Annotated in this window: 22 protein-coding genes and 1 tRNA gene; 9 read left to right on the top strand and 14 right to left on the bottom strand. The window is 61.1% G+C overall.

All coding sequences use genetic code 11. From position 1 onward, the window contains the following. Window positions 1-6 precede the first annotated feature (6 nt). The 6 genes from LB524_RS10300 to LB524_RS10275 form a co-directional block, all read right to left on the bottom strand. The gene (locus LB524_RS10300) at window positions 7-381 is read right to left on the bottom strand and encodes a hypothetical protein (RefSeq protein WP_224525789.1); all 375 of its coding nucleotides are present in this window, start codon (window positions 379-381) and stop codon (window positions 7-9) included. Window positions 382-501: 120 nt separating this feature from the next. Beyond that, window positions 502-1032, bottom strand: coding sequence for an O-acetyl-ADP-ribose deacetylase (locus LB524_RS10295; RefSeq protein ID WP_224525785.1), 531 nt, complete (start codon window positions 1030-1032; stop codon window positions 502-504). Between the two features lies 1 nt (window position 1033). Next, window positions 1034-2641 carry a carboxyl transferase domain-containing protein gene (locus LB524_RS10290; RefSeq protein WP_224525782.1) on the bottom strand — a complete coding sequence of 536 codons (1608 nt, stop codon included), beginning with the start codon at window positions 2639-2641 and terminating at the stop codon, window positions 1034-1036. A 1-nt stretch (window position 2642) separates the two neighbouring features. Next, complete coding sequence (locus LB524_RS10285) at window positions 2643-3806, bottom strand: isovaleryl-CoA dehydrogenase (RefSeq protein WP_224525778.1); 1164 nt, start codon at window positions 3804-3806, stop codon at window positions 2643-2645. Further along, window positions 3775-4425, bottom strand: a complete 651-nt coding sequence (locus tag LB524_RS10280; protein ID WP_224525775.1) for a TetR/AcrR family transcriptional regulator — start codon at window positions 4423-4425, stop codon at window positions 3775-3777. The genes LB524_RS10285 and LB524_RS10280 overlap by 32 nt, the downstream gene beginning before the upstream one ends. Window positions 4426-4491: 66 nt before the next feature. Next, window positions 4492-4776 carry an acylphosphatase gene (locus tag LB524_RS10275; RefSeq protein WP_224525773.1) on the bottom strand — a complete coding sequence of 95 codons (285 nt, stop codon included), beginning with the start codon at window positions 4774-4776 and terminating at the stop codon, window positions 4492-4494. A 68-nt stretch (window positions 4777-4844) separates the two neighbouring features. On the opposite strand from LB524_RS10275, the gene LB524_RS10270 reads away from it, so the two are divergent. Next, on the top strand, window positions 4845-5114 hold the full coding sequence (locus LB524_RS10270) for a hypothetical protein (protein WP_224525770.1): 270 nt from the start codon (window positions 4845-4847) through the stop codon (window positions 5112-5114). Here LB524_RS10270 and LB524_RS10265 read toward each other — a convergent pair. Further along, the gene (locus tag LB524_RS10265; protein ID WP_224525767.1) at window positions 5111-6223 is read right to left on the bottom strand and encodes a pyridoxal phosphate-dependent aminotransferase; all 1113 of its coding nucleotides are present in this window, start codon (window positions 6221-6223) and stop codon (window positions 5111-5113) included. The two genes, LB524_RS10270 and LB524_RS10265, sit on opposite strands and share 4 nt — an antisense overlap. 120 nt (window positions 6224-6343) lie before the next feature. On the opposite strand from LB524_RS10265, the gene LB524_RS10260 reads away from it, so the two are divergent. Together LB524_RS10260 and LB524_RS10255 are read left to right on the top strand one after the other, a co-directional pair. Beyond that, complete coding sequence (locus tag LB524_RS10260; protein WP_224525764.1) at window positions 6344-8008, top strand: tetratricopeptide repeat-containing sulfotransferase family protein; 1665 nt, start codon at window positions 6344-6346, stop codon at window positions 8006-8008. Between the two features lie 236 nt (window positions 8009-8244). Beyond that, window positions 8245-9906: a tetratricopeptide repeat-containing sulfotransferase family protein gene (locus tag LB524_RS10255; RefSeq protein WP_224525762.1), complete on the top strand. Its 1662-nt coding sequence runs from the start codon at window positions 8245-8247 to the stop codon at window positions 9904-9906. 128 nt (window positions 9907-10034) lie between these two features. On the opposite strand, the gene LB524_RS10250 is transcribed toward LB524_RS10255, so the two are convergent. From LB524_RS10250 to LB524_RS10240, 3 genes are all read right to left on the bottom strand, one after another. After that, window positions 10035-11228: a porin gene (locus tag LB524_RS10250; protein WP_224525759.1), complete on the bottom strand. Its 1194-nt coding sequence runs from the start codon at window positions 11226-11228 to the stop codon at window positions 10035-10037. A 96-nt stretch (window positions 11229-11324) separates the two neighbouring features. Then, complete coding sequence (locus tag LB524_RS10245; protein WP_140618505.1) at window positions 11325-11576, bottom strand: GIY-YIG nuclease family protein; 252 nt, start codon at window positions 11574-11576, stop codon at window positions 11325-11327. Window positions 11577-11670: 94 nt separating this feature from the next. After that, window positions 11671-11761 (bottom strand) — tRNA-Ser (locus LB524_RS10240). Between the two features lie 452 nt (window positions 11762-12213). Here LB524_RS10240 and LB524_RS10235 point away from each other — a divergent pair. Continuing rightward, window positions 12214-13371 (top strand): porin, encoded by a 1158-nt coding sequence (locus tag LB524_RS10235; RefSeq protein ID WP_224525756.1) that lies wholly within the window; start codon window positions 12214-12216, stop codon window positions 13369-13371. Window positions 13372-13613: 242 nt separating this feature from the next. Further along, on the top strand, window positions 13614-14690 hold the full coding sequence (locus LB524_RS10230) for a tyrosine-type recombinase/integrase (RefSeq protein ID WP_224525753.1): 1077 nt from the start codon (window positions 13614-13616) through the stop codon (window positions 14688-14690). A gap of 58 nt (window positions 14691-14748) precedes the next feature. Here LB524_RS10230 and LB524_RS10225 read toward each other — a convergent pair whose 3' ends face one another. Both LB524_RS10225 and LB524_RS10220 read right to left on the bottom strand, forming a co-directional pair. Continuing rightward, complete coding sequence (locus LB524_RS10225; protein ID WP_224525751.1) at window positions 14749-15648, bottom strand: alpha/beta fold hydrolase; 900 nt, start codon at window positions 15646-15648, stop codon at window positions 14749-14751. A 109-nt stretch (window positions 15649-15757) separates the two neighbouring features. Further along, on the bottom strand, window positions 15758-17788 hold the full coding sequence (locus LB524_RS10220) for a lytic transglycosylase domain-containing protein (RefSeq protein ID WP_224525748.1): 2031 nt from the start codon (window positions 17786-17788) through the stop codon (window positions 15758-15760). 350 nt (window positions 17789-18138) lie between these two features. Here LB524_RS10220 and dapA point away from each other — a divergent pair, with 350 nt between their 5' ends. The 3 genes from dapA to LB524_RS10205 all read left to right on the top strand — a co-directional run bounded on the left by dapA (window position 18139) and on the right by LB524_RS10205 (window position 20435). Continuing rightward, window positions 18139-19020 carry a 4-hydroxy-tetrahydrodipicolinate synthase gene (gene dapA, locus LB524_RS10215; RefSeq protein WP_140618726.1) on the top strand — a complete coding sequence of 294 codons (882 nt, stop codon included), beginning with the start codon at window positions 18139-18141 and terminating at the stop codon, window positions 19018-19020. 151 nt (window positions 19021-19171) lie between these two features. Beyond that, window positions 19172-19651 (top strand): SsrA-binding protein SmpB, encoded by a 480-nt coding sequence (gene smpB / locus LB524_RS10210; RefSeq protein ID WP_224525746.1) that lies wholly within the window; start codon window positions 19172-19174, stop codon window positions 19649-19651. Window positions 19652-19724: 73 nt separating this feature from the next. Further along, a complete protein-coding gene (locus tag LB524_RS10205; protein WP_224525732.1) occupies window positions 19725-20435 on the top strand; it encodes a GH25 family lysozyme in 711 nt (236 codons plus the stop codon). Window positions 20436-20497: 62 nt separating this feature from the next. Here the strand turns inward: LB524_RS10205 and LB524_RS10200 are convergent, their stop codons facing one another. Further along, window positions 20498-21421, bottom strand: a complete 924-nt coding sequence (locus LB524_RS10200) for a DMT family transporter (RefSeq protein WP_224525730.1) — start codon at window positions 21419-21421, stop codon at window positions 20498-20500. 145 nt (window positions 21422-21566) lie between these two features. Here LB524_RS10200 and LB524_RS10195 point away from each other — a divergent pair, with 145 nt between their 5' ends. Beyond that, window positions 21567-22040: an Lrp/AsnC family transcriptional regulator gene (locus LB524_RS10195; RefSeq protein ID WP_015318584.1), complete on the top strand. Its 474-nt coding sequence runs from the start codon at window positions 21567-21569 to the stop codon at window positions 22038-22040. A gap of 33 nt (window positions 22041-22073) precedes the next feature. Here the strand turns inward: LB524_RS10195 and LB524_RS10190 are convergent, their stop codons facing one another. Then, entirely contained in the window at window positions 22074-22730 is a 657-nt protein-coding gene (locus LB524_RS10190; protein ID WP_140663089.1) for a uracil-DNA glycosylase, read from the bottom strand. Between the last annotated feature and the right edge of the window lie 5 nt (window positions 22731-22735).

Raw genomic sequence — 22735 nt, 5'->3', positions numbered from 1 at the left:
ACCGGCCTATTTCGAAGCGGCGATCTCGCACGCGCCGCCGGTGGTTACCTTGTAGTGCGCGCGCGTGGTCAGACAGGATTTCATAGCCAGTTCTTCCGCTGCCTTTTGTGACGGCGCGTTCAGATGCCCGCCGCAGATTATGTATGATGACATGATCCGGGCATAGGGCGTGGTGGCGTAGGCCGAATGGCCGCCGGCCGCCACATAGGCCTTGTAGGTCTTGGTACATGGATCTTTCAAATTTCGTGGCAAATAGGGCGGGAAACGCCTGTCTCCCTCGCTTCCCGCCAACGATCCGGCCACGCCCGCGCCATGCGCGGCGGTTAGCAGCAATGCCGAAAGTATTAAAGTAGACACATTCCGTGAATATTTCCGTTTCATTCTCACCCCATCCCCATTGCAAAGTGCAGCAGGAGCGATAGCGAATATTCTCCGGCGCCGCCAGAGCTGCAGGATGAGCTCGCGATTTCGTGAGCGAACGAAAGGCCTGGTCTATAAAATTCAATCTCCACCCAATGTTGCCAGATGTTGTCGGTATAGTTCCGCCATCGCTTCGTCGAAGCAGCAGAAAACAACGATTTCGGGAAGCGCGTTGCGCTTGGTGAAGTCATTGACCTCATAGACGGCGATTTCGGTCGCCTCGTCTTTCGGGTAGCGGTAAACACCGGTCGAGATCGCGGGAAACGCCACCGAACGGCAATCATTGGCGGTCGCGAGTTCCAGCGACCTGCGATAGCAAGAGGCTAGCAGTTCGGCTTCGCCCTTGCCGCCGCCCTGCCAGACCGGCCCGACCGTGTGGATGATATGTCGAGCTGGCAGCTTGTAACCCTTGGTGATCTTGGCGTCGCCGACCCTGCATCCGTTCAACATCCGGCATTCTACCTCGAGATCACGACCCGCCGCGCGGTGGATGGCGCCATCGACTCCACCGCCACCAAGAAGCGAAGTGTTGGCGGCATTGACGATGGCGTCTACGTCGAGCTTCGTGATGTCCCCGGTGTGGACTTGAATCCTGTCTTGGGCCTTGCTCATCTCACATCCTGAACACGCCGAAGCGTGTCTCCTCGATCTCGGCGTTGAGCGCGGCGGACAGGCTAAGCGCCAGCACCTCGCGCGTCTTCGCCGGATCGATGATGCCGTCGTCCCAGAGGCGGGCGGACGAGTAGAGCGGATGGCCCTCATGCTCGTATTTCATCAGGATCGGCTTCTTGAATTTCGCTTCCTCCTCGGCGCTCCACTCGCCGCCCTTTCGCTCGATGCCTTCGCGCTTGACCATGGCGAGCACGGTTGCCGCCTGTTCGCCGCCCATCACCGAGATGCGCGCGTTCGGCCACATCCACAGGAAGCGCGGTGAGTAGGCGCGGCCGCACATGCCGTAGTTGCCGGCGCCGAACGAACCGCCGATGATGACGGTCACCTTCGGCACCCTGGCGGTCGCCACCGCCATCACCAGCTTGGCGCCGTCCTTGGCGATGCCGCCCGCCTCGTATTTGCGGCCGACCATAAAGCCGGTGATATTCTGAAGGAAAACCAGCGGAATGTTGCGCTGACAGCACAACTCGATGAAGTGCGCGCCCTTCAGCGCGCTTTCGGAAAACAGCACGCCATTGTTGGCGATGACGCCGACCGGCATGCCATGGAGGTGGGCGAAACCGGTGATCAGCGTGGTGCCGTAGTTCTGCTTGAACTCATCGAATTCGGAGCCGTCGACGATGCGCGCGATCACCTCGCGCACGTCATAGGGCTGGCGCAGGTCGGTCGGGGCGATGCCATAGAGCTCATCCGCGGGATGAAGCGGCTGATGAGCTTTCTGTAAGCTCAGGCTTACAGCCTTGTTCCGATTCAGGTTCTTGATGATGCGCCGGCAAATGGCGAGCGCGTGTTCGTCGTCCAGCGCATAGTGATCGGCGACGCCGGAAAGCCTGGTGTGTACATCCGCGCCGCCCAATTCCTCGGCGCTGACGTCTTCGCCGGTGGCCGCCTTCACCAGCGGCGGTCCGCCAAGGAAGATGGTCGCCTGGTTGCGCACCATGATCGTCTCGTCCGACATCGCCGGCACATAGGCGCCGCCAGCGGTGCAGGAGCCCATGACGCAGGCGATCTGCGGAACGCCGGCAGCCGACATGTTGGCCTGATTGTAGAAGATGCGGCCGAAATGCTCGCGGTCGGGAAAGACCTCGTCCTGGTTGGGCAGATTGGCGCCGCCGCTGTCGACCAGATAGACGCATGGCAAATTGTTCTGCAGCGCGATCTCCTGCGCGCGCAGATGCTTCTTCACCGTCAGCGGATAGTAGGTGCCGCCCTTCACCGTGGCGTCGTTGACAACGACCATCACCTCGGTGCCCTCGACGCGGCCGATGCCGGCGATCAGGCCGGCCGACGCTATCTCCTCGCCATACATGGACCAGGCCGCGAACTGGCCGATCTCGAGGAAGGGCGAACCGGTGTCCAGCAATTGCGCCAGGCGTTCGCGCGGCAGCAGCTTGCCACGACCGACATGGCGATCGCGGGCCTCATCCGAGCCGCCGCGCTCGACGGTCGTGGCCTTTTCAGCGATGTCGGCAACCAAAGCCCGCATGCGCTCGGCGTTGGCACGGAAGGTTTCGGAGGAGGGCGAGATCTGGGTTTGGAGGATAGCCATGCTACACCCCCTCCGCCATGATCTCGCGGCCGATCAGCCAGCGACGGATCTCGCTGGTGCCGGCGCCGATCTCGTAGAGCTTCGCGTCGCGCAAAAGCCGGCCGGTCGGATAGTCGTTGATATAGCCGTTGCCGCCAAGCAGCTGGATCGCGTCGAGTGCCATCTGCGTCGCTTTCTCGGCGGCGAACAGCACGCATCCGGCTGCATCCTTGCGGCTGGTCTGGCCGCGGTCGCAGGCGGCGGCGACGGCGTACACGTAGGCACGCGCGGCGTTCATCGCCGTATACATGTCGGCAAGCTTGCCTTGCACCAGCTGGAATTCCCCGATCGGCTGGCCGAACTGCTTGCGCTCGTGAACATAGGGGATCGCTACGTCGAGGCAGGCCGCCATCAGGCCGATCGGGCCGCCGGCAAGCACGGTGCGCTCATAGTCGAGGCCGGACATCAGCACCTCGACGCCGCGTCCTTCCTCGTGCAGCACATTGCCGAACGGCACCTCGACGTCTGAAAAGACCAGTTCGCCGGTGTTGGACCCTCGCATGCCGAGCTTGTCGAGTTTCTGCGCCACCGAAAACCCCGGCATCGCCTTTTCGACGATGAAGGCGGTGATGCCGCGCGATTTCCGGTCCGGGTCGGTTTTGGCGTAGACGACCAGCGTTTCGGCATCCGGGCCGTTGGTGATCCACATCTTGGTGCCGTTGAGCACATAGCGGTCATTGCGCTTTTCGGCGCGCAACTTGAGCGACACCACGTCGGAGCCGGCGCCGGGCTCCGACATGGCCAGCGCGCCGACGTGCTCGCCCGAACATAGCGGCGGCAGGTATTTTTCCTTCTGTGCCGGCGTTGCCCAGCGGTTGATCTGGTTGACGCAGAGATTGGAGTGGGCGCCGTAGGAAAGGCCGACGGATGCCGAGGCCCGTGAGATTTCCTCGACCGCGATCACGTGGGCGAGATAGCCCATGCCGCTGCCGCCGAAATCGGGATCGGCGGTTATGCCGAGCAGGCCAAGAGTGCCGAGTTCTCCCCATAGATGCGCCGGGAATTCGCTCTCGCGATCGATGTCAGCGGCTATCGGCGCGATTCTGTCCTGGGCGAAGCGGCGCACCAGGTCGCGCAACGCCTCGACGTCCTCATCATGCCCGAAGCTGAGCGTGTTCGTGTACATGCCGTTCCTCCCCGGTACCAACGCCGATGTTCGCGCCGACCAGGCGCATTGTCATCGAAAGGTATGTCTGCGTGACCTCGGCGATCGACAATCGCTCGCCCGGCCGGAACCAGACGATGACGCCGGTCATCATCTGGATCAGAGCCATGGCCGTCAGGCCGGTGTCCTCGATGCGGAAAATACCCGCCTCGGCGCCATCGCGCAGGATCGAACGCAGGTCCTTTTCGTAGGCCGTGCGCATGCGCAGGATCTGTGTCAGCCTGTCGGGCGACAGGCTGCGCAATTCCATGTTCGACACATGCGTGGCGTGGCGGCGCCCGATATGAAAGGCGATGTGGTTGCGCACATAGGCGGCAAGCTGCCGCACCGGATCCGCGTCGGCCGGCCTGGAACGCTCCCAGGCCTCGCGAAGCGCTTGCATATGGTCGCGCATCAGCGTGAACAGCAGGTCTTCCTTGGTCGGAAAATAGCGATAGAGCGCGGCCGCCTGCACGCCGACCTCGGCGGCCAGCTGGCGCATCGACATTGCTTCATAACCGTAACGCGCAATCAGGATGGCCGCCGCTTCACGGACTGCCGCTTCGGTTCGCTCGCCGTGTGATCCTGTGGTGCGCGCCATCGTCGCCTCGTTGACGGCAGAATAATAAAACAAACGTTCAATTAATTCAAGTGGGCGGAAATCCGCCTATGCTATGATTCTGAAATCTCCAGGCGTAGTCCAGGTCGCCAATTCGTCCACATCGATCCGCGAGACGGATGCGCCCGGCGGGCCTTGCCGAAGCCGTTCAATCATGGCCGCAATCGCCGCGTCGGCGCCGGTAAGCCATGCCGTCACCGAGCGGTCTCTTTCGTTGCGCACCCAGCCCAACAGCCCGAGCCTTGTCGCTTCATCGCGCGTCCACGCCCTGTAGCCGACCCCTTGGACCGTGCCGTATATGTGCGCCTGCACTGCCCTTTTCCGCTCATTCATGGCTCGCTCCCGTTCCATAGAGTCTGGCGCAGCATCGAACGAAGGCAACGGTTGAAACGGTGACCCCGATGAAAATCGAGGGCCTCCGTTCCAAATTTTCTGCCGCCGGCCTGACCGAGATGTGTACCGATCACGCGCTACTCCGGCCGCGCGTTCTTTCGCTCACCGCGCGCGGCCAGGCCGCGCTTGCGGCACTTCATGCGGCCACGGATCGTGATCTGGCCCGCCTGACCGCGGGCTTGAATGACAGGGAAGCCGCGGAATTGTCGGATGTGCTGGCGCGTGCCGGACATCTGCTCGGCGCCGCGATGGCTCCCGAGCGCCGCGAAGTGCCCTAGTTTCCGCGCGCCGCTGCCAAGGCGCCAGGCAATTCCTCGGCGAAGATGTCCAGTTCGTGGGCGAGACCGACGCTGACGCGGATGCAGTGGTCGAGCCGTGGCGCCATCGGCTTGCGGATGAAGACGTCGCGCGACAACAGCCCCTGCAGCACGTTCAGGGCAAAAGCATCGTCATGGCCGCAGTCGATGGTGACGAAATTGGTCGCCGAGGCGAGCGGCTTCAACCCGTTCTGTTCGGCGATATCGGCAATGCGCCGACGTCCGGCTGCGACCCGGGCCACCACCGTCTCGAGATAGGCTTGGTCGGCGAGCGCCTCGACGCCGGCAATCTGCGCCATGCGGCTGACGCCATAGTGGTTGCGGATCTTCTCGAAGTCGCTGATCACTTGCGTCTCGGCGACGGCATAGCCGCAGCGTATTCCGGCAAGTCCATAGGCCTTCGAAAAGGTTCGCATGCGGATGACGTTCGGCCGCGAGATGTCGATCGGCGGCAGGGCCGAGGCTGGTCCCAATTCGCCATAGGCCTCGTCGAGCACCAGCATGGTGGTTTCCGGCAAGGCTTCGATGAAGCGGATGACCTCGTCGGCTTCCCACCAACTGCCCATCGGATTGTCCGGGTTGGACAGATAGACCAGCGGCGCCTTCTCCCTGACGACCGCATCCAGCAGACCGTCAAGGCTTTCGCGATCATTCTCGTAAGGGACGGTCACCAGCCGGCCGCCGACACCGGCAATATGGAAGTTGAAGGTCGGATAGGCGCCGAGCGAGGTGACCACGGCATCGCCAGGCGCCACGTACATGCGCGCCACCAGGCTGAGCAGACCGTCAATGCCTTCGCCGACCACGATGTTTTCGACCGCCACATGGTGATGCGCCGCAGCCGCGACCTTCAGATCGTAATTGTCCGGGTCGCAATACATCCACTGGTCGCGCGCGACACTCTCCATGCGGGCGATGACGCGCGGCGAAGGACCAAAACTGCTCTCATTAGCGCCGATACGGGCACGGAAAGCGCGCCCGCGCTCACGCTGCTGCGCTTCGGGGCCGACAAACGGCACGGTCGACGGAAGCGCGGCGATGAGGGGTGAGAGGGCAGGGCGCTGAGGCATGGCGGAAGCTCGCTTGGAAGGGGCCTTCTTGCTAACGCGCCGGCTTATTAGGTGCAAGTTGCTCGCAGGCAGCAATTTGTCATGCTGGATTCGGCCGTGTCTTTTTGGTAGCCAGACACGATGAACAATCGTCTGCCGCCTGCCTGGTCCAAGCATCTGAAAACTCCGTCCGGACCGAAAAACCCGCAGTCGAAAATCGCCGAACCCAAAGCGGGGCCGCTATCACATGCGCAGGCCGATGACGCACTGCTCAGGCGGGCGGTAGAACTTCATCGGGCAAATCGGTTGCCGGAGGCGGAGGCGCTGTGTCAGCGTGTATTGGCTCATGCCCCGCGACACCCCCTTGCCTTGTATCTGCTTGGAACCTTTGCGCTCGGGCTGGATGACGAGATGGCCATTCGCTGTTTTGAGCGAGCGGTAAAGGAGGCACCTCAAAATCCGCATTACCATCTGACCCTGGGTGAAACCTATTTGAAAGTCGGCGAGCATACGGATGCAATCAGGCATTTCGAGCGTGCTTGCGAATTGAAGGCCGACTGGGTCGAGGCGCTTTATGCGCTGGGCCGCGCCTACACCGGATTCGGCAAAGCCGACCTCGCGGTGCCCCTCTATGAGAAAGCGCTCAAGATCGATGGCGGCCGTTCCGCTATCCGAATAGGGTTGGCCAACGCGCTTGTAAGCCTCGGCCGGATGGATGAGGCGGCAAACTACATGAAAGAGGCGATCGCCCGTGGCCAGGATGTCGCCGCTGCTTACAACGGCCTGGTCGGTATACGAACATTCAAGGAAGAGCCGACGGAGTTAAAATCCATTCTGGCTGAACTGAAGAATCCGGCGCTTGATAACAAAAGCATACAACAACTCCACTACGCGGCCGGGAAGGTGCTCAACGATATCAGGCGCTATGACGAGGCGATGGGCCATTTTCAGCAGGCAAAGCGCTCGACCCGCGGCTTTGACCTTGAGGCTTACCGCCGCGGCATCGATTTCTTGATCGAACTGTTCAGCCCCGAGATGTTGGCCGCCAAGACAGGACATGGAAGCTCTTCGGAAGTGCCTGTCTTCGTGCTTGGCATGCCACGTTCAGGCACCACTTTGACCGAGCAAATCTGTGCGAGCCACCCGGATGTTTATGGCGCTGGCGAGCTGACAAAACTCCGGCGCATCACAAACAATCTCGCGCCCAAAACGCGCTCGCCCGAAGAATTGCGAAGCTCGATCCTGACCATGACGGTGAATCAGTCGAAGGCTTTGGCTGAAGACTATCTTGCCCATATCCGTCAACGGTCCCCCAACGCCCAGCGTATCGTCGACAAATTGCCGCATAATTTCGAACTTATCGGCCTTATAAGGCTTCTGTTTCCCAAGGCACGCATCATTCACTGCCGTCGAGATGCTATCGATAACTGCCTCTCGTGTTATTTCCTGGGTTTCAATGAGGACAATAGTTATACTGCGGATCTCCATATGCTCGGACTGTATTATCGCGAATACGACCGGCTTATGCGGCACTGGGATAAGGTCTTTCCAGGCCAAATGCTTGAGACCCGCTATGAGGACATGGTCTCCGACCAGGAAGCGCAATCGCGCCGCTTGATCGACCATCTGGGGCTGCTCTGGGACGACGCCTGTCTGCGGTTCTTTGACAAGCCAGGTTCGGTGAACACGTTTAGCCGCTGGCAGGTTCGACAACCGATCTACACCTCGTCTGTCAATCGCTGGAAGGGCTATGGAAGTTCAATCCTGCCGCTGATTGAGGCCCTTGGAGACTTAGCTGAGACTTAGTCTGGCACGCTTGCGCCGGAACGATGTCGAGATTTGGCCGTGGCTGCGCGAGACGTCCTGCCCCTCTGGCCTAAATCCGTTAAGCGGGTAGATGCACGCGAGTGCAGGACTGGATCAGATCTGCAGGCGTAGGGGAGTAAGATTTCGGTATCAAATAGTTCTGGCAAGTCTCCAGGCAACGGCCGGTGGTCTATCCCATGCTGGATTCTGTCGGCCGTTTTTGCTAGCGAGGCACGATGAACTCACGGCTGCCCCCAACCTGGTCCAAGCATCTCAAGGCACAGCCAGTGCAAAAGGCCAGACCCTTCGCCCAACCGGCTAAGCCTGGATCGTTGCTTGGGCCAACCGATGACATGCTGCTTAGACAAGCGCTGGAACTACAGAAAGCCGGACAGCTGCCGGAAGCCGAAGAACTCTGCCATCGTGTTCTGACGCGCTCGCCCAATCACGCGCTTGCCCTCTACATTCTTGGCACGCTGGGGCTCGGTTTCGACGACGAACTGGCGATCAAGTATTTCGCCCGCGCGGCAGCGAAGGAGCCGAACAATCCATACTATCAGCTCAGTCTGGGGGAGGCCTTTCTAAAGGTCGGCGATTATCCGCTTGCGATTCATCATTTGCAGCGTGCCTGCGAGCTGAAGTCGGATCTCACGGATGCCCTTCGCCGGCTTGGCGAAGCATATTTCATGTTCGAAAAGGCCGACGTGGCTGTGCCGCTCTATGAAAAAGCGCTCGAAATAGAGCCCGACAACGCATTCGTCCGGATGGCCCTTGCGGATACTCTCGTTGCCCTCGGCCGCATGGACGAAGCTACGGTCTACCTGAAGGAGAGCATAGCTAGGCGGATCAGCGTGCCATCCTCCTACAATACGCTTGTGGCGGTTCGAAAATTCTCCGCCGAACCGCCTGAACTCAAAGCCATTCTGGACGAGCTTCAAAAAACGGCGAATCCCGCCGATGCGCCGTATCAGCTTCATATGGCCGCGGGTAAGGTCTTGGATGATCTTGGTCGCCACGATGAGGCCATGGACCATTTTCTTCGAGCCGCAACGAACAAGGGGTTCGATTTTGACATCGAATCCTATCGTCGACAGGTGGATGCGTGGATCGAGCTCTTCAATCCGGAGTTCTTCGCGGCGAGGGCGGGATATGGTGATCCATCCGAAACGCCTGTATTCGTGCTTGGAATGCCGCGTTCCGGCACAACGCTGACGGAACAGATCTGCTCGAGCCATCCCGATGTCCACGGCGCGGGGGAACTCTCCAAGCTGAGGCGAATCGCGGTTGTCAACGGTTTCAAATTGCAGCCAGGGCGCCCGTTGGGGCGGCCGGTCATATCGATGACGCGACCGCAATCCATGGCGCTCGCCAGCGAATATCTATCCAGCTTGGGTCTCAACGCGCCCGAGGCATTGCGTATCGTCGATAAGATGCCTCACAATTTCGAACGTTTGGGCCTCATCGCCCTTCTCTTCCCTAACGCACGGATTGTTCATTGCGTACGCGATCCCGTCGATAATTGTTTTTCTTGCTTCACCTCGAATCTCAACGATGCGCATCAGTATAGTTCGAATCTTGCAGTGCTTGGGCTCTACTACCGCGAGTACGATCGCCTCATGCGCCATTGGAAGTCGCTTTTTCCGGGACGCATTTTCGAGAATCGCTATGAAGACCTTGTTTCCGACCAGGAGGGGCAGTCACGTCGGCTTGTGGAGCATCTTGGTTTGGAGTGGAACGATGCCTGCCTCCGTTTCTTTGAAAGGGCTGGCTCCGTTAGAACACTCAGCCGCTGGCAGGTTCGTCAGCCGATTTACAAATCATCGGTCAAGCGTTGGAAGCACTACGAAAGCAGGCTCCGGCCATTGATCGATGCCTTGGGGGATCTGGCTGAAGGCTAGCCTTTCTCAGTTGCTCGAACTGACTTCCTGCGCGCGACAAACAGGCCCCCTACCTGCGATAGTTGCAAGCGGCTTAAAAGAACCCGGCGGTTGCCCGCCGGGTTTTCGATTTCGCCTAGGCGAACTGATTAGAAGTCGCGCTGGAAGCGGAGGAGACCGCCGACATTGTCCTTCTTGGTCGCGTTGACCCACACGGACTGGTTGTCGATGGCACCCTGACCGACGCGCTGCCAGTCGACTTCGGCCGTAACCGTAAGGCCGGGAACGACGGTGTAGGCAACGTTCGCCGCGACACCGATGTCCTTCCAGTCGTCATACGACGCCTGGAGGTTGAACGCGGTCTTTTCGTTGAACTTGTAGGTGCCGCCGCCCCACGCTGCCCAGTTGCCGCCCCACTGCTTGTAGAAGCCGCGGCCGAGCGCATCGATGTTGTTGGTCGGGTCGTTGAGATTGTTGTCCGAACCATAGCCGACCATAGCGAACAGCGACAGTTCGTTGGATACGTTGACATCCAGGCGAACCTTGCCGGCGACTTCTTCGTAGTTGCTGTCATAGGCAACGACGCCGGTGATGGCGCCCCAGCCCTGCGTCCACTTCACACCGCCGACGACATGCGGGACATAGCTGTCGATGGTGCCAACCTCACCGGAGCCTTCTTCCAGCGAGACCACGGCCGAGAAGCCGTTTCCAGCGTCGAAGTAGTATTGGATGACGTTGGTCTGGAAATTGCCGTAAGGGACGATCGTGTCGTTGATGACGTTACCGGCGTAGCCGATGAACGTATCAAAGGCCGATTCGTCAGCGCCGACACGCAGACCGCCGAGCTGGATCCAGGCAAATTCCAAGGCGCTGGTCTTGTTGCGCGCCTGCCAGCCGTCGCCGCCAGCGTTAGGGTTCGCTTCGGTGTTGCCTGCGAGACCAGGGGTGCCATAGTCGCCGTAGCTGTTGCCGAAGTTGATGCGGTACTCAGTGTAGGTCTTCAACGTACCGAGTTCGGTTTCCTGGCCAGTCCAGGTCTTCAGCGTGAAGCGGGTCTGCTTCCAGTAGGTCGAGTCGTCATCACCGTGCTGGTGGTCCGTGACGTGATTGACGCCATCGAACGAGCCACCGTCGCCCACACCGATATCCTCACGAATATAGCCGCCGACGCGCAGGCAGGTTTCGGTGCCGGGGATGTAGAAGTAGCCAGCGCCGTAGACGTCGCAGATCTTGACGTATTCAGCGGGCTCCGGCTCGGCGACGACGACGGCGTCGGCGGCGCGCGCACCGGAAACTGCGATCAGGGCCGCAGCGGAGCCGAGAAGAAGGCTCTTGATGTTCATTTTCTGACCTCCAGTCAGAATCGCGAGCGAAGGCCGACGAAAAGCTGCCAGGAGAGCCGTTTTCCTTTTTATTTCAGGTAGATAATATGGTGGCGGTCAGCGAGGCGCGGTCTGCAAGAAACGCTTGGTCGCGAAAGCCTTGCCCGATCCGGTCTTGAAATATCTCTCGAGTTGGCGAGCGTTGGCCTCGGTTTCGACCGCGATGTAGCTCTTCAAGGCTACGGGCAGGTAGGCCTTTGTCGATGGAACATTGCCCAATCGGTGCGATTCGGTGCGGCGTCGAAGGTCGTTTGTCGATCCGACATAGATATCGCCGTTACGGAGCTCCAGGAAATAGACGTACCACATGGTCCCCCTACGCTACTTCGTAGCTTCGGGCGACACTCCTACGCCCAAATGCGGTTCCGGGTGGCCTGCCACCCGAACCCCGCAGGGCGTAGGGTGGCGGAGAGGATGGGATTCGAACCCACGAGAAGCTTTTGACCTCTACTCCCTTAGCAGGGGAGCGCCTTCGACCACTCGGCCACCTCTCCGTTGAGGCGCTGGATAAAGAAAAGCGCCGGCACAATCAACAAGCTCGCGTCATTAATATGGAAAATAACGGCGCGCCGGCGCCGCGGATTTTCCGCGATGCGGCGGTTATGCGGCAAATCCCTGGCCGGTGACTCGCGGCCTCGCCATGATTCCGTCGGCCGAGTGCCGGATTCGGCCGGAAATAGCCGGCTATGGCGGGCCTGATGGTTAACGAGAGCTTTCTGAGTGAGGCCAAATCGTGTCATTTGTGCAACAACGCTGGGGGATAGCAGCCGAACAGCCCTTTCGCCGGTACGATCGTTGTTGAACGCCGCCGGCTCATGGGTAATGTCGGTTTCGAGGAAGCGGCGCGGTGCGCATCTTTTTCGGTAGTGGGGATGGGGCAGGGAACGCTGTCCTTCAGCAAAGAATACCCAGACCCGTTTTTTAACTTTTGACTGGAGGTCAGAAAATGAACATCAAGAGCCTTCTTCTCGGCTCCGCTGCGGCCCTGATCGCAGTTTCCGGTGCGCGCGCCGCCGACGCCGTCGTCGTAGCCGAGCCGGAACCCGCTGAATACGTCAAGATTTGCGACGTCTACGGCGCTGGCTACTTCTACATCCCCGGCACCGAAACCTGCCTGCGCATCGGCGGCTATATCCGTTACGACATCGGCGTGGGTGATCATGGTGCGTTCGGTGGCGCCCAGAACGTTCCGGACCACATGGACGATGGCGATCACGACACCTACTGGAAGAACGCCCGCTTCACGCTGAAGACCTGGACCGGCCAGGAAACCGAACTCGGCACCTTGAAGACCTACACCGAGACCCGTTTCAACTTCGGCAACAGCTACGGCAACTACGCGGATCCGGATGGTACCGGCCCGCTGACTGGCGGCGACGGCTGGCAGGCACACAACAAGCCGGTTTCGCTGAACTTCGCCTGGATCCAGCTCGGTGGTCTCCGCGTCGGTAAAGACGAATCGGCCTTCGATACGTTCATCGGCTACGCCGGCAACGTCATCCAGGATACGATCGTCCCCTACGGCAATTTCGACACCAACGTCGTTCAGTACTACTTCGACGCCGGCAACGGCTTCTCGGCCGTGGTCTCGCTCGAAGAAGGCGCTGGCGACGACACGATCGACAGCTACGTTCCGCATGTCGTCGGTGGTCTGAAGTGGACCCAGGGCTGGGGCGCTCTGACCGGCGTCGTCTCCTATGACAGCAACTACGAAGAAGTTGCCGGCAAGGTTCGTTTGGACGTCAACGTCTCCAACGAACTGTCGCTCTGGATCATGGGCGGCTATGGCACTGACGATAACCTCAACGATTTTGGTACGGGCCGCGGCTTCTACAAGCAGTGGGGCGGCAACTGGGCAGTGTGGGGCGGTGGCACCTACAAGTTCAACGAGAAGACCTCGTTCAACGCTCAGATCTCGTATGACGACTGGAAGAACCTCGGCATCGCGGCGAACATCGCCTATGACGTGGTTCCCGGCTTCACGGTCACGGCCGAAGTCGATTACCAGAACGTCGGCGGTGCTGACGACCTGTCGCAGGGCTGGGTCGGCGCCGACAAGAAGAGCAACATCGCGGGTATCCTCCGCTTCCAGCGCTCCTTCTAAGGGCTGGTTCCTTACAGGTGAAATCCAGCCCGGGCGCACAAACGCCCGGGCTGTTTTTGTTTCGTGACTGGGTCAACGCAAACGAAGGAAAAGGGGGAATCGGTAGCTGAACAGATCCGTAGGCTTGGTCTCGTGGGATCCGCGGTGGGCGGGTGAGATCACAACTGCGTGATTTAATCTCTTGAAAGGACGCTCCCAAGCGGATAGGGCTGATTCCAATCCACTCGGGGGAGTGACGGATAATGACCAACGAAGCGATTCAAGAGGGATACCCCTCTGATCAGTTTTCGACGTTTTCTTCTCAGAACTCGAAGATCAACTACACATATAACAAGATAAGAGAAGTAAAGTCATACCGGGTCGGAGAGCTTTTTTCAGCTTATCGAGACATATTGTGGGATGATGGGCGACATAAATATAATGTCAGCTCCTTCATCGGCGAGATAGACGAGATCCTCCTTGGGGAGCGTTTCAGCGCCTTTGACCAGAGTACCCTGGACAACCTTATCGGCACCTTGCGCCAGCGCGGCAACAGCAACGCGACCATCAATCGAAAGATGGCTGCTCTCAGCAAACTGCTGCGCAAGGCTTACAAGATGGGAGATATCCACAGCCTGCCCGAGTTTCGCCGCCAGAAGGAGCGGGCGGGACGAATTCGTTTCCTCGAGAGGGAGGAAGAGGCAAGGCTGTTTGCCGCTATCAAGAGTCGCAGCGAGGATGCTTACCGGCTTTCCGTCTTCCTGGTCGACACCGGATGCCGCCTCGGCGAGGCGCTCGGGCTGATCTGGAACGATATCCAGGAACATCGCGTCTCCTTCTGGATCACCAAATCCGGCCGCAGCCGGACCATTCCGATGACCGAACGGGTCAAGGAGGTCATCAAGCTGCCTCCGGCCGAAGGACGCCGACCCAAGGGCCCGTTCACCAAGCTCAGCCAGGCACAATTCCGCGCCATCTGGAACGATGCCAAGGCGGAAGTCGGGCTTGGCGCCGACGACCAGGTCGTGCCGCACATCCTGCGCCACACCTGCGCTTCGCGTCTTGTCCAGGGCGGCATCGACATCCGCCGCGTGCAGATGTGGCTTGGCCATCAGACCTTGTCGATGACCATGCGCTACGCGCATCTGGCCACCAATGATCTCGATGGCTGCGTTGTCGTGCTGGAGAAACCTCGCGGCGAGCAACCGGCCGGCAGCGCGGAAAGCTCGCTGTTTTCGTCGCCGGTGACGACGCCGTCGGCGAAGCGGAAGCAGACGGATGAGGGCGCTTCGGCGAAGGCGCCGCCAAAGGCGACCCGCAAAAGCTCCAAGGCCAAGTAGTTCCGACAGTTTGCCTTTGCCGCCGTAACAGCCCCGGGATCTGATCTGGTCTTGGGGCTTATTTGCCGCTTATTTGCCTCTCGGCGCGATCGAGAAAAGCAGCAACGGCGACGGGCAGGCTGCCGGTCTCGAGGAAAGGCGCGTGGCCTTGGCCCTCGACCGTGATCGCCTCGAGGTTTGGGTGGCGCTTCTTCATTTCTTCAAGCGTCTCGACGGACAAAAGTCTCGAGTTGGCGCCGCGTATGACCAGCATAGGCATGGCGGCCAGCGCCTCGAATTGCGCCCACAAATCCGGCAGTTTCTTGCTTAGGTCGAGGGCGGCGAGCGTTTCAACCAGCCTCGGGTCGAAATCCGGCATCAGCCCCTGATCCGTCTCGCGATAGAGCGCTGACGCCATCCGCTCCCAATCCGCCGAAGCGAGGGCGGGAAAGTCGCCGCCATGCGTGTCGCGCTGGGCATCGACAGTCTTGGCACGGCTCTTCGGTTTTGGCGTGGGATCAAGATAGGTGAGGATATGGGCAAGGCCGGCGGCTTCGATCACTGGCCCGATGTCGTTGAGCACGATGGCTTTCAGCGCCGCCGGCTGCATCGCGCCAAGCACATGGATGATCAGCCCGCCGCGCGAGGTGCCGATGAAGGCCGCCTGTTCGATGCCGAGCGCCGTCAGCCCGACAAGGATGTCCCCCGCCTCGATGCCGACATTATAGTGACTGACATCGGGATCGTAGGCCGACTGTCCGCGTCCGCGATAGTCGAAGGCGATGACCTTGCGCGCCAGGGCGGATCGCGTTGAGAGATAGAGCGCCAGCTCGTGAAAATCCCGCGCATTACGTGTCAGGCCAGGCAGGCAGACGACCGGCCAATGTGCGGAATTCGCTTCGCCATAGACGCGCGCGTGAAGTCTCAGCCCATCTGGCGCGGCATAGAAGAAGTCGGAGAAACCTGGGTTGCTCGACATGGGACGGGCTCCTTAGCCGAAGGGATCGTCCACGTCTGCTATAGACGGAGCGCAGGAGGGTCAAATGGGAAAGGCTCCTCCTTCTCCTCACGAAGGAAGAGCAAAAACTTCACCTCCGCCCGTTCACGAGATCGCCGACGATGTCGTACTTGCCGGAGATACGCATCTTGTAGACCTCGTAATTCTCCATCACGCGCTGCACGTAACTTCTTGTTTCCGTGTAGGGAATCCGTTCGATCCAGTCCACCACCGCATCGATGTCCTTGCCGCGTGGGTCACCATATTTCGTCACCCACTGGCCGGCCCGGGCCGGGCCGGCATTGTAGCCCGCGAAGGTTAATACGTACGAGCCGTTGAAGCGATCGAGCTGTTCGCCGAGGAAGGCCGAACCAAGCGTTGCGTTATAGGCGGCATCGGTTGTCAGCCTGTTCTGCGAAAACTGCAATCCAGCCTTCTTCGCCAATTGCCTGGCGGTTGCCGGCATCAGCTGCAGCAGCCCGCGCGCACCGGCACTGGATATGGCGCCGATATTGAATTCGCTTTCCTGGCGGGCGATCGCGTAGGCCAGCGCCTTGCCGGAACCGGAAATATTGGCCGAATCGGGGATGACGCCGAGCGGATGGGACAGCGCTCCGACGTCGATGCCCCGCGCTCCGGCGATCTTGCCGATTTTCAGCGCCATGAAATGGTTGTCCTGCTTTTCCGCCAGGACGGCGAGCAGCGCCAGTTCACCCGGACTGGTCAACTGGCCGGCAAGGTCGCGGTAGAGCGTTTCGGCATAGCGGTCGTAGCCCGCCTCCTGCAGTCGCTTGATGGCGGAGACGGCCTCGCGGCCGGCAAAGCTCTGCCGGTCGGCGGCACTTGGCTGGGGATAGACGATGTTGAGCGCCTGCCGGACGACACGTTCGGCGGCGAGCTGGCCGTAAAACGTGGTGCCGTAGGTCGCCGCACGTCCAAAATAATCCTTGGCATTGCCGGGGCCTCCGACTTCCGCCGCGCGGCCGAGCCAGTAATAGGCGCGCGACAGGGTCATCGGTCCCTGGGCAAGGTCGGCGATGCGCGCGAAATGCGTCGCCGCGAGCTTGGGATCGTTCAGGCCACGCAGCGCGTACCAGCCGGCATGGAACTCGGCTTCCGCCGCATTGGCCGCGCTTTCGGCGGCATGCGTGGCGACTATCTTGTATGCCGTCTTCATGTCGCCCTGGTCGACCAGTTCGCGCGACAGCACCCGGCGTTCGACCCACCAGGCATCCGGATCGACCAGGGAGTCACGGTCCGCCGGCGCCTTCATGACAACCGCCGCGGCGCCCGCAAAATCCTGCTGCTTGCGCAGATACTCGGCCTGCGCGAAGAAATAGCCGGCCGAACGCTGCGCCGCCGGTACCGCCTTTAGGAGTTTGGCGGCATTCTTGTCGCTCCTGTCGGCCGCCGCCCAGGCGTCGGCAAGCTGCTGGGCGCCGGCGAGGCCGGCGACACGCAAGGCGGAACTCACCCGGTCGGCATAGAACATGCGCTCCATGCGAAAACGGTGGTCGGCGGCAGGAACAAGGCTGCCGAACTCCTTGATCAGAGCCGTCTCGTCCTTGGCCTCCAGGATCGCGGTGCGCCAGAACGGCGACAGCACCGATCGCGCCGCCTTGGCGTTGCCGGACGACACATAGGCGCGCGCGAGAACCATCACGCCTTCGAATGTCTGCGGCTGGCTGCCGTCGAATGCCTTGACGACGACATCCGCCGCCGGGTTTTCGCGGTAGAGCGCGCGCTCGCTGTTCTTGCGCAAGGCGACGGTGCCCGGCCAGTTGGGCAGCATCTTCGCGGCCGCCGCGATGTCGCCGCTCGGAACCTTGTCTCCGCCGTAAAGCGCGATCGCCCAGGCCAATATGTGCTGGTCGAGCGATTGTGCGGGCAGTGCATCACGCACGCCGCGCGCGCCGGCAATATCGCCGGCCGCCAGCGCATCCAGCCCACTTTTCAACCGCGCGACGCTGGGTGAGGGGGCCTGTTGCGCCTTGTCCTGTACACCAGGCACCGGGATGGCCGAGGTGACCCGCACATCGACGCTGCCGCTGATCGCCACGCCGGGCATCAGCGCGGCGACGGCGCCAAGCAGCGCGAAGAGATGGGGCCGACTGGTCGGCATGATCGCGTGTCTTTCCTTAATCCAGCATTTTACCAGCGGGCGAAGAAGCCTTGAAGCCTAAACTTAGGTCGTGAAGGGCTCGTAAACAAAGGGTTATCGAGGCCGTTCGAATTACGCTTGCTGGCACCATGGCAATGCTTGCCGCGCAACAATGTCGAGACTATGGTGCGCGGCTTCGCTTTCGGTTAGAAGGCGCGCACCACGAAACACCGATGCATGGCGCCCAAAAGTGGATACCGATTTTGGGGTAACGACATGCACAACCAACAAAGTGCATGGCGCCCAAAAGTGGATACCGATTTTGGGACAACCACATGCGTGAACCGAGAAGTCCCAAGGAGTTGGACGACATGCTGAGAGGCTCGCTTACCGCGCTCGTGACACCGTTCGAAAAGAGCGGGCGTTTCGACGAGAAAGCCTTTCGCGCGTTCGTCGACTGGCAGCTTGGCGAGGGCACGACAGGCCTGGTTCCTGTCGGCACAACGGGCGAGTCGCCTACGCTGTCGCATGACGAGCATCGCCACGTCGTCAAGGTCTGCATCGAGGTGGCCAAGGGCCGCGCCCCGGTGGTTGCCGGCGCCGGCTCCAACAACACCGAGGAAGCCGTCGGGCTCGTGCAGTATGCCGAAAAGGCCGGCGCCGATGCTGCCCTGGTCGTAACGCCCTATTACAACAAGCCGACACAGCGCGGCCTCTACGAGCATTTCGCCGCTGTCGCCCGGGCGACCAAGCTGCCGATCATCATCTACAACATCCCGCCGCGCTCGGTCATCGACATGATGCCGGAGACGATGGGCCGGCTGGCGCAAGACTTCAAGAACATCGTCGGCGTCAAGGACGCCACCGGCAAGGTCGAGCGCGTGTCGGAGCAGCGCATGACCTGTGGCAAGGATTTTATCCAGCTTTCGGGTGAGGACGCTTCCGCGCTCGGTTTCAACGCGCATGGTGGTGTCGGCTGCATCTCGGTGACCTCGAACGTCGCGCCACGGCTCTGCGCCGAATTCCAGGAAGCAACGCTTTCGGGCGACAGTGCGAAGGCGCTGGAGCTGCAGGACCGTCTCTTGCCGCTGCACAAGGCGATCTTCATCGAGCCCGGCGTATCCGGCGCGAAATATGCACTGTCGAAGCTGGGCAAGGTCGAGAACGTGCTGCGTTCGCCGCTGGTGACTGTCGAGCCGGCAACGGCCGAGAGGATCGATGCGGCCATGAAGCACGCCGGCTTGATCAATTAGCGAGCCCGTTTGGGAAGTCTGCTCCCGCGGTCATCTGAAGGCGCCACCTGCGCTTCCGGTGTTCCCGTACTATATGTACGCTCCGCTCCGGTTCTCGGTAGCACCATCATCTGACTCGCGGGAGCGAGTTTCGAAACGGACTCTAGACCTCATGAACCAAGTCAGAAAAGCCGATCCCAACAACAAGACCGTTGCCGAAAACCGCAAGGCGCGGTTTTCCTATGAGGTGCTCGACACGATCGAGGCCGGCCTTGTGCTGACCGGAACCGAGGTCAAGTCGCTGCGTCAGGGCCAGGCCAACATCCAGGACAGCTATGCCTCGGCCGAAGGCGGCGAGATCTGGCTGATCAATTCCTATCTGCCCGAATATCTGCAGGCCAACCGCTTCAACCACGAGCCGCGCCGCCGCCGCAAACTGCTGCTCAACAAGCGCGAAATGGCCAAGCTGTCGCAGAGCGTGGACCGCGAAGGCATGACCCTGGTGCCGCTGAAAATCTATTTCAACGACCAGGGACGCGCCAAGCTGCTGCTTGCCGTCGGCCGCGGCAAGAAACTGCACGACAAGCGCGAGACCGAAAAGCAACGCGACTGGTCGCGCGAAAAAGGCCGGCTGCTGAAGGAACGCGGGTGATCGGGAGATAGCCTGCAAAGCCAACGGTCTGGTTTTCAACGCCGAACAACCGGCAAGTCCAACAGGGGTGGTCTTGAAGAAGCGGATTGTTCTCTGGGGCGCGGCCAGTCTTGCCCTGGCATGTGTCATTGCTGCGGGAGGAGTGGCCTATTTCCGCACCTACTCTCCCGACCGCGACCGATATCCGGTCAGGGGCATCGACGTCTCCCATCATCAGGGCCGGATCGACTGGCGGCGTGTTGCCGCCGATGATGTGGCTTTCGTCGTCATCAAGGCGACTGAAGGCGGCGACCATGTCGACGACGCCTTCGCCGGCAATCTGCGCGAGGCCCGCGCCGCCGGACTCGCCGTCGGCGCCTATCATTTCTTCACCTTCTGCCGGACGGGCGCCGACCAGGCGAGGAATTTCATCTCGGTGGTGCCGCACGATCAGCCGCTGCTGCCGCCCGTGGTCGACATCGAGTTCGGCGGCAACTGTCCGCGGCGTCCGTCGCCCGAACAGTTGAATGCCGAACTCCAGGCCTTCCTCGGACCTGTCGAGACGGCATTCGGCAAGCCGGCGATCGTCTATCTTACGGATGAAGCCGAGGCCGCTTATGCCGGGCAAATCGCCGCTCGCCCACTCTGGCTACGCTCACTGCTCATGGAACCGGACCGTCGTGACTGGATCTACTGGCAGTACCACAACAGGGGGCGCGTGAACGGCATCGAGGGGGACGTCGATCTGAACGTTTTGCAGGGCGGGCCGGAGAAGTTGGCGGCGCTGCTCGCCTCCACACCTTGATGAACAGGCCCGATCCGATGCCGGTCCCCTTCTTCGGCAGCCTGCCATGCTCCTGAAACCATTCACGATCCAGCTGATGTCGAGACAGCCAGACTTTCCCTGGTGCTGCGTCGACCCATCGCCGAATAACCCATCCCGGCGGCCATGATGGCGATGGCCACGCATTGGATAGCCAGCGGGGTCTCGCCAAGCACGACCATGCCGACCATCACGGTGGCGACCGGCACACCCGGCAGGAACAGCGATGCAGCCTGTGAGCCCAATCGGTCGACAATGTAAGTGTAGAGGAACATTGCCGCAGCGCCCGCGAGAAGACCTTGAATGACGATCTGGCTGGCGATTTCGGCGCCTGCGGCGGCATGGAGGCCGCTTGGCGCAAAGACATAAAGAAGTGGCAGCGGCAGGCAGGACAAAAGCACGACGCTCGCGGTCGCCGTGACCGGGTCGACACGCCATCGCTGCACAAGAACGGCATATGTGGAAAACATCGCGCCCGATCCGATAAACAGCAGGTCCCCGAACAGGACATCGCTGGCGCCGGTGCGCGCCGGCGCTATGAACAGCAACAAGCCGGCGATGATCGTAACGACGCCGATGATCCGCCGACGCGACGCGCTTTCCCTGAACAGCGACAATAGGAACGAGAAGAACACGATCGAGGCCGGGCAGAGCGCCGCGGCATGGGCGGCGGGCGCGTGGGTTAGACCCCAGTTGATGATCAGCGGATAGGGCAATCCGGCCAGTGCAGCCAACGTCAGTCCACGCCGCCAGCCCAGCGCCTTCATGGTCGCCAGGCCGCGTCTCCAGACGATCGGCAGGAACACCGCGCCGGCACCTGCAAAGCGCAGGCTGGCCATGTCGGTGGCCGTCAGATGCTCCCTGAGGCTGAAGCGGGCGGCGACGAACTGCGCCGCATAGATGGCGATCATGACAAGGCCGGCGATCACCGCCAGTCTTGTGTCTCCCGTGTCTCGTCCGTCCGCCATGTCAGTTCCGCCGCATGTTCATGCCGCCAGGAGGAGACAGCCCCGACCTTGCGATGAAGCGCAGCCTATGGTCGAAATGGTCGCGACAAAATACGCTGTTTTTTACAATTTGAAGTGTAATTCACGCAAATAGGAGGGCTTGAACGTGAATCCTGAACCAGTCGACCTGGACGCCGTCGACCGCAGTCTTCTGCGACTGCTGCAGGAAGATGGACGCCGTACCACGCTCGACCTGGCAGCGCGCGTCGGCCTGTCACCAACCGGCGCCAGCCAGCGCGTGAAACGCCTGTTTCGCGACGGGTTCATCACCGCCGTCAGGGCGGTGCTCAATCCGGCAAAGATTGGCCGCGGCATGCTTGTCTTCATCGAGGTGCGGCTCGATCATGCGGCCCCGCATATCTTTGACCGCTTCGCCGAGGCGGTGGCAAAGGCGCCCGAGGTTCTGGAATGCCACATGGTCGTCGGCGGCTTCGACTATCTCGTGAAGGCCCGCATTGCCGAGATGGCCGACTATCAGGACTTTCTCAAACGCGTCATCCTGCCGCTGCCGGGGGTGAAGGAGACACATACCTATGCCTCGATCGGCGACGTGAAGCCGGATGCCTTGCTGCCGGTGTGAGCAGGCACCGCAGACCGCACGGTATCCGAGAGCTCAGTTCTTCAGGAATGCCGCGATCTCGCCAAATACCCTGACGAACATGTCTTCGGTCAACACACCGGTATTGGTGTTGTAGCGCGAGCAATGGTAGCTCGAAAACAGCATGATGCCGCCGGCTTCCAACTGGCCGCCATGTTTGAACGGATAGGCGGCGACGCGCCCGCCCAGTGCCCGCACGGTCGACTGGTGCGCGATCGATCCCAGCGCCAGCACGGCGCGCAGGTTGGGAAAGCGAGCGATCGTCGGCACCAGGAATGTCCGGCAGGTAGCGATCTCGGCACCGACCGGCTTGTTCTCCGGCGGCACGCAGCGCACCGCGTTGGTGATCGCCGTGCCGAGGAGTTCCAGCCCATCATCGGGCCGCGCCTTGAACTCGCCGCGTGCGAAGTTGTGGGCAATCAGTGTCGAATAGAGCAGGTCGCCGGCATAGTCGCCGGTAAAGGGGCGCCCGGTGCGGTTGGCGCCGCGCAGGCCAGGCGCCAGACCAACGATCAGAAGCTGGACGGTATCTTCGCCGCCCAATGGCAGGAAGGTCGGCACCGGCGCGTTGAACCATGACGGCTCGCGCTGCCGCCATTCGGCGATGAAATCATGCAGCCGCGGGCAGAGCGGGCAATCGCGGCTGGGTTCGGAAAGCGAAGGGGCGGTCAAGTCGA

This window comes from Mesorhizobium sp. ESP6-5, from assembly GCF_020164695.1.
Classification (GTDB): Bacteria; Pseudomonadota; Alphaproteobacteria; order Rhizobiales; family Rhizobiaceae; genus Mesorhizobium; species Mesorhizobium australicum.
The sequence above is the reverse complement of the archived record's forward strand: the minus strand, read 5'-3'. Positions and strand labels throughout refer to the sequence as shown.